The following is a 13,895-nucleotide window of genomic DNA, read 5'->3' on the forward strand; positions in this document are numbered from 1 at the left end:
GTTATTTTGCATCAAATGATTTTAAATTGTCACGACGAATTTTATCTTTTTCTGCATCTGATTTTTTGAAATCATAGTCATATAAAGCGCCTTCCCAATCGCCATACATCGGATTAGGGAAAATGATGAATTTCTCACCAAATTGTGCTTTTGAATCTGCGACTGTTTGATTGCGATCTTTTACAGATTTTCCATCAAAACCAGTGAAATCAGATAAGTTGTCACCGAAGAATAGGACGATGTCATGTGTTTGAGAAACAAGTTCACGACGCTTTTCTTTCCCTTTTTCTTTCGGGTCCTGTAGTAATATATGTTCTTTCGTTGCTTGAGGAGCTCCTACGCGCTCAAGGTTTTTAATTGTTGCATCTAGTTGATTCGTTTTACGATTTGAGATGTAGTAAATATCTACACCTTTAGACTCTGTATATTTTAAGAAATCAATCGCGCCTGGAAGAGCTTCAGCTTCAGCTTTATTAATCCAATCGTCCCATTTATAAGGATAGCCTTTTCCTGTTTTTACGCTCATTGCTTGATGAGGACTGTTATCTAAAACAGTTTCATCTAAATCAAGTACGATAGCAGGTTTTTTGCCTGTCCCTTTTGCAAGAGCTGCATCAAGCTTAAATTGACCAATATTGTATCCTTGGTAGTATAGTGCTTTCGTTTCGCCAGCTGTTTGATACCATAAATCAGCCATTAATTGCTGGTCTGTTAATTTTACTTTTTCTTCTTTCGCCACTGTTTTCTCAGCTGTTCCTGAACATGCTACAAGCGATGTGGAAAGAACGGCTACAGATAATAAAGTGGTAATACCCCTCTTCATCTTCATATGTATCCTCCTTGATGTTAGTAAATCATTTAATATTATATATTAAAATATAATGCTTTTTATATTTTTTTTTATGAACATTTGCATATTGTCTTTTGTATATGTAGTAGTTTGTCCTATATTAGAAAGATGGGTTAAATAATAATAATTATTTTGACAAGTTTTATTGTCGTAATGACAATTATAATTGACAAAAACAGGATTTTTATTTACAATTTTAACTAAATGAAACAAATGATGGGTTAGATGTAGTGATACATATAAGAGAATGAAATATAGTACTATATTTCATTCTGAACAATCATAGGCTTTAACAGAGGGTACGAATGATACTAAAGGGGAGGCTTTATACATTGAGTTTACAAATTCAAAACTTAACAAAAATATTCGGAGAATCTAAAGCAGTTAATGGTTTGCAAATCTCGTTACCGAAAGGTGAAGTGTTAGGGTTACTTGGCCGAAATGGTGCAGGGAAAACAACGACAATTAAAATGTTACTAGGCTTATTAACGCCAAATGAAGGTTCTATTACGTGGGATGGAAAATCATTTGGTGATAGCGGGGTAACAATTGGATATTTACCAGAAGAAAGAGGATTATATACAAAAAGTAGAGTAATAGATCAGTTGCGATATTTTGGCAGATTAGAAGGAATGACGAAAAAAGAAGTGGATCTTGCAATTGATCACTGGTTAGAACGCTTAGCAATTCCAGAATATAAATTTAAAACAGCGGGAGAACTTTCGAAAGGGAATCAGCAAAAAATTCAATTGATTGCTGCTCTTCTTCATGATCCAGAACTTCTTATTTTAGATGAACCATTTAGTGGACTTGATCCAGTTAATGCGGGAATGTTAGCTAATATTATTGGAGAACAAGTACAGAGTGGAAAGACAATTATTTTATCAAGTCATCGTATGGAGCAAGTAGAGGCTTTTTGCCAACATGTATGTATTTTGAAAAAAGGCGAAGCGGTTGTAGAAGGACAGTTAAGTGATATTAAGAAAGAATATGGTTTTCGTAATTTAACGATTGAAGATACAGTAGAGAACGAAAAGGGATTAGAAGCTATACACGTTCCGTATGAAAAACAACAAGGCCTTCTTTATGTAAAAGTACAAGGCGATGCAGAAGCTCTAAAGATTTTGCAACAGTTGCAAGAGCAAGGTGTTAGCTTACGACAATTTAAAATGTTAGAGCCGACGTTAAACGAAATCTTTGTAGAGAGGGCGAAATAAATATGCGTAAATTTTCTCATGTATTTTCATTTTATTTTAAGGAAGCATTTTTATCTAAAAAATCATTAATTACGAGTGCGATTTTATTTTTAGTTGTGTTTGGGATTTTTGCATTTAATCATTTTACTTCAGGCGATGATAAAAATAAGGATAAAGATAAAATTGCAGTTGTAGTAGAGAGTTCCACATACAAAGTACAAAAAGAAGAGCTAAATAAGCTATTGCCATCAGCAAAAATAACGGTCGGTTCAAAAGATGATTTTGATAAACTGCATAAGCAAGTAGAAGAGGGAGATTTAGATGGTCTATTCCATGTGACGGAAAAGGATGGGACTCCAGCAGTTACATATATGTATAATGGATTTCCAAGCCAAGCAACTTCTGCAATTATGGCGGGTTATTTAAAACAACAATATACGAAGGTGACGATTGCAAAAAATAATGTTTCACCAGAAATTGCGCAGCAATTACAAGCAGAAATTCAAGTGAAGCAAGAAGCGATAAAAGATCGTACATCTTCTTTCGGAATTGCATATTTCTTTACATTTGCTTTATATATGTTTATTGTAGCTTTCGGAAATACAATCGCAATGAATATTGCATCTGAAAAGGCGTCACGTGTAATGGAAGTAATGCTTCCGAAAGTAAAGCCTCTTACGATGATGTATGCGAAAATTTTGGCGGTTGTTTCAACGGCGTTATTACAACTTGTAATATTGGCGTGTGGTTATCTTATTCCTTATTTGTTAGGTTGGGTCGATTTAGAAAGTGCCTCATTATTGGGTGTTCCAATTGACTTTACAAAATTAGATGCAAAGGTTATAAGTATGTTTCTTGTTTATTTCATTACAGGGTATTTACTTTATGCGATGATGTACGCTGCGGCTGGAGCTGTTGTGTCTAAGACAGAGGATTTACAAGCCGTATCTTTCCCGATAATGATTTTGATCATGGCTGCATTCTTCATTAGTATTAAATCATTAAGTGATCCAAATAGTACTATTGTTGTTGTAAGTTCGTATGTTCCGTTTTTCACACCGATGGTTACCTTCTCACGGATTGTAGCTGGTGAAGCAGGTATGTTAGAGATTACGATAACATTAGTAGTTTTATTGGCGACGATTGGTATATTAAATGCGATTACAAGCCGTATCTATGTAAACGGTGTAATGAATTACTCTGATAAAGTGAAGTTTAAAGATTTGGCGAAATTTATAAAGCGTCAATAATAGAGGGAAAGTATGATTTTCTAATGGAATCATGCTTTTTCTTTATGTATAAATTAAAAATAGTATATAATAATAAGAGTTGTCTTTTAATAGAATGAATAAAAAGGAGGGTGTGCAGATGGGAATTAGTAGTCGTTTTACAGTAGGTGTTCATATGTTAACGTTACTTGCAATAGATCGAAACTCTCGCTGTACCTCTGAATGGATTGCTGGTAGTGTGAATACAAATCCAGTTGTGATTCGTCGCATTACAGGAATGTTGAAGAGAGCAGGACTTGTTGATGTACAAGCCGGTAAAGGTGGTACGACACTTGCTCGTGATTTAGATGAAATTACATTACTTGATGTATATAAAGCTGTGGAAGTTGTAGAAGAAGGACATCTATTTTCTTTCCATGAAAATCCCAACATTGAATGTCCAGTAGGAGCTAATATTCAATCGGTATTAGAGATTGTTTTAATACAATCGCAAGAAGCGATGGAAAACGTACTTGCAAATGTAACGGTGCAGCAATTAGTTACAAATTTAAAGTCGAAAATTAAAGAATAAAAAAAGCGAGCTTCCTCATGATGAGGGCTCGTCTTTTTTTATTCGGAAATATTGAAAATTCTATTTTTCAGTATTTAAAATAAACTTTCCTACAACAGCTGCTACGATACCACCAAAAATTGGGGCAACGATGAACACCCATAGTTGAGAAATTGCTTCTCCGCCAGCGAATAGAGCTGGTGCGATACTACGAGCTGGGTTAACAGATGTTCCAGTTAACGGAATACCTAATAAGTGAATTAATACTAATGTGAAACCAATTACTAGTCCAGCTAAAGAAGAACTTCCTTTTTTACCTGTTACAGCAACGATAACTAAAACAAATACGAAAGTTAAAATGAATTCAACTAAAAATGCTCCAGATAAACCAAGAGTTCCAAAACTATTTTGTCCTAAATTATCTAAAGGTAATTTAGCAGATCGTAAAATTGTTACTAACGTTGCAGTTCCTAATAAACCACCTAAAATTTGAGCTAATAAATAATAGCTAAGTTCCATAGCGTTCATTCTTTTGTTGATGAACATAGCGATTGATACTGCTGGGTTAATATGACATCCAGAAATTGTTCCAATGCTATATGCCATAGCCACGATAGATAATCCGAAAGCCATAGCGATACCTAATGTTCCGATTCCTTCAATTCCGCCACCAATGACAGCTACTCCAGTTCCGAATAATACAAGTACAAATGTACCAATAAATTCAGCAATTGCTTTTTTTAACATAATTTACCTCCTATTAATGCACATGAAACGTATTATAACATAGGTTTTAGTATAAACAGCTAATGAAATACTATTCTGATAAGGCAAAATAGGGAGATAATAAAAATAGATATGGTTCTATGAAGAAGAACCATATCTATTTTTATGCTGATTTTTTTTGTTTAATGACTGGAACAGAACGGTTTAAAACACTATTTACGATCATTCCTAGCATGATAATAATCATCCCAATCAGTGACAGTCCGCTAGGGAATGAACCATTTAAGAAAATAATCTCACCAAGCACAGTGAAGACCATCGTTCCAGCTTGTGTTGCTTCAACAGCTCCAAGTAAAGCAAGATTGTCTTTTGCTAAGTCAGTAGCAAAGAAAAATGTCATCGTCGCAATAACTCCGGAACATAATGCTAACAAAAATCCTTGCATCATTTGACTTGATGATGGAATACCGGTAGTGGAAAATCCGTATATACCAAGTAGGATTGTAATAGGGAGACTTCCGATTGCCATTCCTAATACACGTTGGAATGTATCAAGACGCCCGCCAACAAGTTCCATCATTTTTCGGTTACCGAAGGGATATAAGAAAGCTGCTAAAACGACAGGCAAAAATCCCGAGATGAACTGAGTCATTGTAATATGACCCGCTGCAGTCGCTTGCATACAAAGTACACCAAGTAAAATAAATAAAGCGACGTATAAACTGCGAAGTGGAATTTTTCCACGTACAAGTTTTGTACCTGATTTTGTTTCTATTTTAACGAAAAATAATGGTGATAGTAGTAAACCTGCTAATATCGTAACTTGCCAAGTTCCAGCAACGAGCCAAGCTGGAGAAAAAACAGCTGCGAAACTTAATAAAGAATAGAAGCCGATGCCAGCGACCGAGCCCCACCCGATCCATACAAATGGATGTTTTTTTAATTCTGCCCATAAAGTTCCTAAGTTTTTGCGAAATAAAACGATAAGGAATAAAATAGGGAGAGCAAATAGAAAACGGAAGGAAGCAGTCCAAGCCCAGCTTGTTCCAGATACATTCATTGCTCTGTTAATAATAAAGGTTGCAGAAAAAAAGGCCGATGATAAAAGACCTAGTAATATTGCGCGCATGAAGTATGGCACTCCTTTCGGAATTGAGTATTTATGTATAGTATAATATACTTAAAATAAATAAAAGTAAACTATTTTATACTTCAAGGTGGTTTTATATATGAAAGAAAATGAAGATATACAAACGAAAGAAGTAATTCAGCAAGTAGGTCAGCTATTAAGACAAATTCGAAATGAACAAAAATTAAGTTTAGAAGAATTAGCCCAAAAAACAGGGGTTAGTAAATTAACATTAGGGAAAATTGAGAGAGGCGAAACGAATCCAACGTTAGCTGTCATTTGGAAAATAACGAAAGGGTTATCGATTCCTTTATCGAGATTAATGGTTGTTGGAGAACCTGTAGCTGTTGCGCGCTGCGGAGAAGGATTTGCAGTAGATGTAGGACAAGCATGGCATTTAGAAACGATGTTCCGTTACACGAAAGAAACAGGGATGGAAATGCACCGTGCTTGTTTAAGAGCGAATAGTATATATGAACCGGAAGCTCATCATGAAGGAGCAATTGAGCTTGTAACAGTAATGAAAGGGAAAGTTTCTATTCAAGTTGAGAATGACGTATATGTGCTAAATGAGTTTGACTCCATTCAGTTTGAAGCGAATAAGAAACATAGTTATAAAAATGAAGAGGATGAAGTAGCGGTATTACATTTAACGATGAAATATTCTTCATGAAAAAATCCCCTATAGATTTTTCTATAGGGGATTTTTTATACGCTATGCTCAAATATATGAAAGAATGTTATTAGTAAGAGCGTGGCATAAGTAATAAACAAATAAAATAAACTAAAAACCCCGTTCCAAAACATAAAATAGCAATGACCCAAAGTATGCGAATGAGAGTAGAGCTAATATCAAAATATTCTCCTAAACCACCGCATATACCAAATAACATTTTATCAGTTTCGGATTTATATAACCTCTTCGACATATTATGATCCCCTCCTTTTTATATCACCGCTGTTATGTATGAGTGATACAGTGTACTTTTATTCTATATGGAAATTTATGAGAAGACCATTAGGTTATATTACATTTTTTTGTGAAAGGGCAATATAGCGTATTAATTGTCTTAATTTTCAGTTGATATTAAAATGAAAATGAGGGTGTGACGTATTTTCTAATATAAGGTGGGGAAATGGTAATGACATTATATTGGTTGACTAATGTAAAGCTTGAAACAGGTTATACATATGAAGAAGCGAAAATTTCACAAACGGAAACTGAGATATGCAGTCTTCTTATTGAAGATGGGCGAATTAAAAGAATTATATCGGGAATCGCCCAAGAGGAAGGAACGTTAACTTTTGATGCTAATCGTTTATTAGTTTTACCAGCTTTTGAAGAGATGCATATTCATATTGATAAAACATATTATAGTGGGCCTTGGAAAGCTTGTATGCCAGCAGAAAATATTTTTACACGTTTTAATGAAGAAAAAACGATTTTACCAAAGCAATTAGCAACTGCTCAAGACAGGGCGGAAAATATGCTAGAGTTATTGCTTCGAAATGGCGCAACAAATATTAGAACGCATTGTAATGTGGATCCGGTTATTGGACTTCGTAATTTAGAGGCAACGTTAGCAGCTTTAGAAACATATAAAGATCGGTTGTCTGGTAGAATAGTTGCATTTCCGCAACATGGATTGTTGCGCAGTAATTCTGTGCAACTTGTAAAAGATGCGATGCGTATGGGCGCACAATTAGTTGGCGGAGTGGACCCAGCTACAGTAGATAATGATATTGAAAAATCATTACATACGATTATGGACATTGCGGTAGAATTTAACGCGGATGTTGATATTCATTTGCATGATGCAAATAACCTTGGAACGTTTACAATGAAGAGATTGGCAAGTCTAACGGAAGAAGCAGGATGGCAAGGTCGTGTAACAATTAGTCATGCGCTTGGACTTGGTGGTGTTACTAATAAAGAAGCTGAAGAAGTGGCAGAAAGACTAGCAGCATTAAAGATTGATATCACTTCAACCGTTCCAATCGGTAAACAAGTAATCCCAATGCCGTTATTAGATAAAAAAGGTGTTAAAGTTTCATTAGGAAATGATAGTATTACAGATCATTGGTCGCCGTTTGGCACAGGTGATATGCTTCAAAAGGTAAATCGATTGGCAGAACGATTTGGTTGGAGTGATGAAAGGTCTTTAGGGAAAGCTCTTCGTTTTATTACAGGAGGGAAAGCTACGCTAAACGATGAAGGCAAGAGATTATGGCCAAATGTAGGAGATGAGGCAAGTTTTGTCTTGACGAATGCAACATGCGCCGCGGAAGCAGTGGCTCGTCAAACAGAGAAGCGTGTAGTTATGTATAAAGGGAATGTTGTTATAGGGGATTTAGATCAAGTGAAATCTGATAATCTTGTATAGAGGAATCGTTTAGATGTTTTGAGAAGGGTTCTAATTGTGAAAATAGAACCCTTCTTTTTTATTTAGTAGAAACAGGGAAGTACTATACTTCCTTATAAGGAAGCAAGAAGGGATGAAAAGTTTGGACAATCAACATAATCAAAATCATATTATGGGAACTTTGCAATGGTTTATTTTTTTATTAGCAAACTCAATCGCGCTACCAATTGTTGTTGGCGGATTATTTCATCTTACGACGGAAGAAGTATTTTATTTAATGCAGCGTACGTTTTTCGTAGTTGGTATATCTTCTTTTTTACAAGGATGGCTTGGACATAAGCTTCCGATTGCGGATGGACCAGCTGGATCTTGGGTTGGTGTATTTACCGTGCTTGCTTATGCAACTGTAGGGCAGGATCAATTACATAGTACATTGCAAATTTTAGAATTAGGAATGATGGTTGCGGGAGTTGTTTTAATAGGGCTAGGAGTAACGGGAGTTATCGGGCGTATTTTATTTTTATTTACGCCGCTCGTGACAGGGACGTTCTTACTTTTATTATGTTTACAATTAAGTGGTGTATTTTTAAAAGGAATGCTAGGAATTACAGCTACTGTTTCTCAAATTGATGGATTTACAGCATTAATTGCTTTTGGCATATTTTTATTCGTAGTCATACTCTCCAACTTCGGAAAAGGGGTTGTTAAAAGTTATGCGGTTTTAATAGGGTTAATTAGTGGCTGGATTATTTTTCTCATTGCAGGAAAAGTGACGATCCCATCTCAAGTAACTCATTTTGTGCAACTTCCACATATATTCGCGTGGGGAATTCCAAAATGGAATACAGGTATGGCTGTATCAAGTTTCGTTATGGTATGTATTTTAGTTTCAAATACAGTGGCAGCTATTATAGCAATCAATCAAGCTACGATTCATAAAGCGACTATTGAACAAAAACAGTTGAGAAATGGTACGTGGGTCGGAGGGATTTCGCATATGATTTCCTCTTTGTTTTCAACTGTAGGTGTCGTTCCATTACCAGCAACGGCAGGTTTCATACGTTTAACAAATCAAAAGTACATGCGTTCATTCTTATTTGCATGCGTACTATTAGTCGGTATGTCGCTGTTTCCAAGTATTATCCGCTACTTAGCCTCTCTGCCATCCGCGGTCGCATCTGCGGTTTTAATGGCTTCGTTCGTACAGCTAATTGGAATTGGGTTTCATAATATAAAACAAGTGCCAATGAGCGAAAGGAATATAACGATTTTAGGAGTTGCTATATTATTTGGAAGTGGTGTTATGTTTTTACCGTCTGGAGCACTCCAATCCTTGCCGTCTGTGATGCAATATATATTCGGAAATGGTTTGTTCGTAGGTACAGTTGTCAGCATATTACTAGAACAAATATGGCGTACTGAAAAGTAAGTGGATAAAAAAGAGTGTACGCACTGTATAAAAGTCTAAAATAACATAAGAAATAAAGCCCATTTTCATTCACCACCTGCACATTTCGTTCATACAATATCTTGACTAAATAAACACCCAACTTACACATATACAGCTCTGGCTTAAGCAAGGAGGGTTATACCAGTTGAAGGAAAAAGCGTATCAATCTAAACCGTTACTCACAAAGAGAGAAAGAGAAGTATTTGAATTACTGGTTCAAGATAAAACGACGAAGGAAATTGCAGGTGAACTGTTTATAAGTGAAAAAACAGTACGTAATCACATCTCAAACGCAATGCAAAAGCTAGGGGTTAAAGGACGTTCACAAGCAGTTGTTGAGCTTCTTCGTATGGGAGAGCTCGAACTATAAGAAAGCAGCCGACTTTTATACAAGAGGTCGGCTATTTTTTTGTTTGTTTCATGCTCCATATGAATGATAAGAATGTTTCCTACATAAATAGGTAGTAAGGAGGGGATATGTTGAAAAGGGTATTATTAGTTTCAACAAGCGCTCATAACTTGAATGGACACCCGACTGGTTTATGGCTTGAAGAGCTCGCAGCTCCGTATAATTTATTTAGAAAGGCTAAGTTCGATGTTGATCTTGTATCTATAGAAGGTGGAAGGGTACCTATTGATAGAGTGTCAATTCCAAATGGGATACCTCGTGAATTTAAGCAGGTAGCTACGATATTGCAAAGTACGAAGCCGATTTCAAAGGTTCACTTTTCAGATTATGATGCAGTTTTATTTGGTGGTGGGCACGGGGCTATTGTAGATTTTCCTGGTAATACATATGTAGCGAATTTGATTGTAAATATGTATAACAATAACCGGGTTGTAGCGGCTGTTTGTCACGGGGTAAGTTCTTTAGTTGGTGTGAAAAATAAAGATGGCTCGTTTTTTGTTGCCGGTAAGCGTATAACAGGTTATACAAACGATGAAGAAAAAGCTGTACATTTAGAAAAACGAGTTCCTTTTTTGCTAGAAAGTAAGTTGAAAGAAGAAGGGGCATTATTTTATGTAGCACCTAATTTCACGCCGCATGTTGTAGTAGATGGGCGTTTGATTACAGGGCAGAATCCGCAGTCTAGTATGGGAATAGGTAAGGCTATAAAAAGAGCTGTAAATAAGTTATAGAAAAGGTGCCCGCTACTAACAAAGGTAGCGGGTACTTTTTATGTATAGCGTAGATTGAAATTGTAATAAACTAAAAAGACGTAATGAGTATAATAACTTCATTTATAAACATTCATGAATTTGCTATACTATTTTGTATGAACAAAAGAGGAGGCTCTTTTAAATGAGAAAAGTAGCGTGTGCAAATACTTATATTAATAAAATAAAGCCCGTTATTCGAAAGGCGAGTTTTAGCCAATTAAAAATAGATGAAATTGCGAAATATATGGATATTAGTAAAGCTACTTTATATAAACGTTTTTCTTCGAAAGATGAGATTATTGAGGCAGTAGTAGAGGATTTTATAAACTATCTTCTTGAAGGAGATGCGGATAATCAAGATGAAAGTATGTCGTTTACAGAACGTTTCCAAAAGACGTTTATCCATTCTTTAAAATGTGTGACGTATATTTCGGATGTCTTTTTACAAGATTTGAAAGAAGCGTATCCGCATTTGTCGAATCAATTAGTCGCTGCACAACAAAATCGCAATCGTAATTTGCAAATGTTTTTTGAGTCGGGTATGGAACAAGGTTACTTTAATAAAATGAATGCGCAACTATTTATGGTGCAAGATGATGTGATGTTAAGACGCATTATAGATCATACTTTTTGCATTCAGTACGATATTACGTTAAAGCAAGCGATACTTGATTTCTACAATTTGAAGAAATACCAACTGTTTAAACCGGAATTTTTAGATGTAGTTGATGATTCTGAAATTGAAAAAGAAATTATAGCTAATTTACAAATGATTTCGTAAAAAAAGCAGATTTCCCTTACTAGAGGGAAATCTGCTTTTTTAGTACATATTATTTTTGCAACTGTTTTAATACTAATTCAGCTACTGGACCACCTGAAGCAGGGTTTTGACCAGTAATTACACGATTATCTTCTACAGCGTAAGCTTCCCAAGGTTGCGCAGCTTTTTCGTAAAGTCCCCCATATTTAACGAGTTCATCTTCTGTTAAAAATGGAACGAATTGATCTAATTCAGCTAGTTTCTCTTCTTCATTTGAGAATCCTGTTACTTTTTTATCGTTAATTAAACGATCCCCGTTACTTAATGTGATATGGAATAAACCAGCAGCTCCGTGACAAACAGAGGAAACAATTCCGCCATTTTCATAAATGTTGCGGCTAATCTTTTGAAGTTCTTTGTTTTCTGGGAAGTCCCAAATAACTCCGTGACCACCCGCGTAATAAATAACAGCGTAGTCTTCTTGATTCACTTCACTCGGTTTCATTGTAGAACCGAGACGATTCATAAATTCTTTCTTTTGATACCATTCCCAATCGATGCTCTCCGCCATCGCTAAACTATGCGGATCAATCGGTGTATAACCACCTTGTGGACTGACATAATCTACTTCGTAACCAGCTTCTTCTACTTTTTTAACGAAATGAACAGCTTCACCAAGCCAAAGCCCAGTAGCTCTATTTAAATTTGGGTATTTTTCTACGCTCGTTAATACAACTAACATTTTTTTCTTCATCATAATCCTCCTGTAATGTTTCTTCTATATAAAAGTTCTTTATTTACTTGATTTTATTAAGTTAGAAATTGCAAATTTGAATAACCATGTCAGTCCCCCTTATACCGGATTCGAAATTAGTGTATAACAATTTTTGGACAAAGTAAACTAAAAACACTAAAACAGTTTACTTTGTATATCTTTCGTTGACAAACTGTAATGCTGAAACTATGATAGTTCCATGAATATCGAACAACATAATGTTACGTTTCGAATTCAATTTGTCGCGCGATAAATTTATACATTTGATGAAGTTGCTTAGTAGTGATAGAGGAGCTAAACAACTTCATGTTTCATTTACAGTTACTACAATCAGAAGAGGTGTTACGCATGGGGAAAGATATAAGTAACCATTCAAAATGGTTTGTTTTCACATTATGTTTTATCGTTTTATTAGGACCGATGAATGCGGTTTTATTTAATGTAGCGTTAGAGGATATTGCTAATGATTTATCTATTAGTCAATCGAAAGTAAGTTGGGTTGTAGTAGGTTATTCTTTAGTTGTCGGTATTGGTTCGATGATATATGGGAAGTTGGCTGATCGTTATAGCGTAAAAAAACTATTGATTATTTCAATTATCATATTTGTAGCGGGTTCTATTATTGGATTTATGAATCAATCTTATGCGATTACCATTCTTGCAAGATTAGTGCAGGCGAGTGGGGGCGCGGCGTTTATTGCGCTTAGTATGATTGCAGTGGCAAAATTAGTTGCTCCTGCTAAGAAGCCTGGTGCATTAGCGATGATTAGTTCTTCTATTGCATTAGCAATAGGCATTGGTCCTTTAGTTGGCGGGGCTATTACAAATACATTAGGGTGGCCATATTTATTTTTATTTATGGTTATTTCAGTAGTTGGGATTTTCTTGCTTATAAAATTTATGCCAGAAGAAGCGCAGCATACGGATGAAGTGTTTCATTTTGATTACATTGGAGCGGCGTTATTATTTGCATTCATTACGACTGTTTTATTAGGTGTCAATATTAATAGTTGGCTATTTGTGTTATCGGTAGCTTTCTTATTTTTATTCACGGTTCGTATGAAGAACGCGGAGCATCCATTTATTGATATTGAGTTATTTTCGAACAAACCATTTCTTCGTTTAATAGCGGTCGGGTTTATAATTAATGTGGCTTTATGTGCTAGTCTATTATTATTGCCATCACTGTTAGGAAGAGTGCACGGATTGTCGCCATTCGTTATCGGAATTGCACTGTTTGTTGCATCACTCTTTGGTATTGTATCTAGTTTTATTACGGGAAAGATTGTCCCTTCGTTTGGAAATGTGAATATGATTTATGTAGCGTCTGTCATTATGATCGTTGGCTTTTTAATTTTAGGGCTTATTCCGAACGGGAACTTAATCATTATTTTAGTGGCGGTTATTTTAACATTTATGAGTTATTCAGCTATTCAAGTATCATTAAACACATTTATACCGAAAACATTACATCCTGCTAAAGTTGGAGTCGGTCTTGGTTTATATAATTTAATTAACTTTTTCGGTATGGCATTTGGACCAGCTGTAGCGAGCAAAGTTATGGAATCTACAAATAGTTATCGTTTGAATTTTATTTTAATCATCATTTTAATTTCTGCTCATTTCTTCTTATTAATAGGAATGTCTTCTTTTCAAAAAAAGATGGAGCAATAAAGTGAAACTTTAATTAGTGGGATAAATGCGTA

General features: G+C 35.3%; 15 protein-coding genes. 10 read left to right on the plus strand and 5 right to left on the minus strand.

Annotated features, from left to right (window positions below):
• Position 1: 1 nt before the first annotated feature.
• A complete protein-coding gene (locus tag ABH959_RS14985) occupies positions 2-829 on the minus strand; it encodes a 5'-nucleotidase, lipoprotein e(P4) family (protein WP_404492777.1) in 828 nt (275 codons plus the stop codon).
• Between the two features lie 353 nt (positions 830-1,182).
• Between ABH959_RS14985 and ABH959_RS14990 the strand changes: the two genes are divergently transcribed.
• From ABH959_RS14990 to ABH959_RS15000, 3 genes are all read left to right on the plus strand, one after another.
• Complete coding sequence (locus ABH959_RS14990) at positions 1,183-2,067, plus strand: ABC transporter ATP-binding protein (protein WP_113935684.1); 885 nt, start codon at positions 1,183-1,185, stop codon at positions 2,065-2,067.
• A 2-nt stretch (positions 2,068-2,069) separates the two neighbouring features.
• The gene (locus tag ABH959_RS14995) at positions 2,070-3,296 is read left to right on the plus strand and encodes an ABC transporter permease (RefSeq protein ID WP_002015418.1); all 1,227 of its coding nucleotides are present in this window, start codon (positions 2,070-2,072) and stop codon (positions 3,294-3,296) included.
• Positions 3,297-3,414: 118 nt separating this feature from the next.
• Positions 3,415-3,846 (plus strand): Rrf2 family transcriptional regulator, encoded by a 432-nt coding sequence (locus ABH959_RS15000; protein WP_002112095.1) that lies wholly within the window; start codon positions 3,415-3,417, stop codon positions 3,844-3,846.
• Between the two features lie 60 nt (positions 3,847-3,906).
• On the opposite strand, the gene ABH959_RS15005 is transcribed toward ABH959_RS15000, so the two are convergent.
• Together ABH959_RS15005 and ABH959_RS15010 are read right to left on the minus strand one after the other, a co-directional pair.
• The gene (locus ABH959_RS15005) at positions 3,907-4,572 is read right to left on the minus strand and encodes an aquaporin (protein WP_002067333.1); all 666 of its coding nucleotides are present in this window, start codon (positions 4,570-4,572) and stop codon (positions 3,907-3,909) included.
• A 142-nt stretch (positions 4,573-4,714) separates the two neighbouring features.
• Positions 4,715-5,680, minus strand: a complete 966-nt coding sequence (locus ABH959_RS15010; RefSeq protein WP_113935683.1) for a DMT family transporter — start codon at positions 5,678-5,680, stop codon at positions 4,715-4,717.
• 100 nt (positions 5,681-5,780) lie between these two features.
• Between ABH959_RS15010 and ABH959_RS15015 the strand changes: the two genes are divergently transcribed.
• Positions 5,781-6,353 carry a helix-turn-helix domain-containing protein gene (locus ABH959_RS15015; protein WP_002138507.1) on the plus strand — a complete coding sequence of 191 codons (573 nt, stop codon included), beginning with the start codon at positions 5,781-5,783 and terminating at the stop codon, positions 6,351-6,353.
• A gap of 70 nt (positions 6,354-6,423) precedes the next feature.
• Here the strand turns inward: ABH959_RS15015 and ABH959_RS15020 are convergent, their stop codons facing one another.
• Positions 6,424-6,609 carry a PspC domain-containing protein gene (locus tag ABH959_RS15020; RefSeq protein ID WP_002129290.1) on the minus strand — a complete coding sequence of 62 codons (186 nt, stop codon included), beginning with the start codon at positions 6,607-6,609 and terminating at the stop codon, positions 6,424-6,426.
• 213 nt (positions 6,610-6,822) lie between these two features.
• Here ABH959_RS15020 and ABH959_RS15025 point away from each other — a divergent pair, with 213 nt between their 5' ends.
• The 5 genes from ABH959_RS15025 (at position 6,823) to ABH959_RS15045 (ending at position 11,435) form a co-directional block, all read left to right on the plus strand.
• Entirely contained in the window at positions 6,823-8,064 is a 1,242-nt protein-coding gene (locus ABH959_RS15025; protein WP_404492778.1) for an amidohydrolase family protein, read from the plus strand.
• 112 nt (positions 8,065-8,176) lie between these two features.
• The gene (locus ABH959_RS15030; RefSeq protein ID WP_404492779.1) at positions 8,177-9,472 is read left to right on the plus strand and encodes a purine/pyrimidine permease; all 1,296 of its coding nucleotides are present in this window, start codon (positions 8,177-8,179) and stop codon (positions 9,470-9,472) included.
• Positions 9,473-9,638: 166 nt separating this feature from the next.
• On the plus strand, positions 9,639-9,863 hold the full coding sequence (gene gerE / locus ABH959_RS15035) for a spore germination transcription factor GerE (protein WP_000659484.1): 225 nt from the start codon (positions 9,639-9,641) through the stop codon (positions 9,861-9,863).
• A 107-nt stretch (positions 9,864-9,970) separates the two neighbouring features.
• Positions 9,971-10,633 (plus strand): type 1 glutamine amidotransferase domain-containing protein, encoded by a 663-nt coding sequence (locus tag ABH959_RS15040; protein ID WP_404492780.1) that lies wholly within the window; start codon positions 9,971-9,973, stop codon positions 10,631-10,633.
• Positions 10,634-10,796: 163 nt separating this feature from the next.
• Positions 10,797-11,435 (plus strand): TetR/AcrR family transcriptional regulator, encoded by a 639-nt coding sequence (locus ABH959_RS15045; protein WP_404492781.1) that lies wholly within the window; start codon positions 10,797-10,799, stop codon positions 11,433-11,435.
• A 49-nt stretch (positions 11,436-11,484) separates the two neighbouring features.
• Here the strand turns inward: ABH959_RS15045 and ABH959_RS15050 are convergent, their stop codons facing one another.
• On the minus strand, positions 11,485-12,168 hold the full coding sequence (locus tag ABH959_RS15050) for a type 1 glutamine amidotransferase domain-containing protein (protein WP_219303605.1): 684 nt from the start codon (positions 12,166-12,168) through the stop codon (positions 11,485-11,487).
• 369 nt (positions 12,169-12,537) lie between these two features.
• Between ABH959_RS15050 and ABH959_RS15055 the strand changes: the two genes are divergently transcribed.
• Positions 12,538-13,863, plus strand: coding sequence for an MFS transporter (locus ABH959_RS15055; protein WP_404492807.1), 1,326 nt, complete (start codon positions 12,538-12,540; stop codon positions 13,861-13,863).
• The last annotated feature ends 32 nt before the right edge of the window (positions 13,864-13,895 follow it).

Origin of the sequence: Bacillus sp. RC51, assembly GCF_044908115.1 — a bacterium.
Taxonomy (GTDB): Bacteria; Bacillota; Bacilli; order Bacillales; family Bacillaceae_G; genus Bacillus_A; species Bacillus_A mycoides.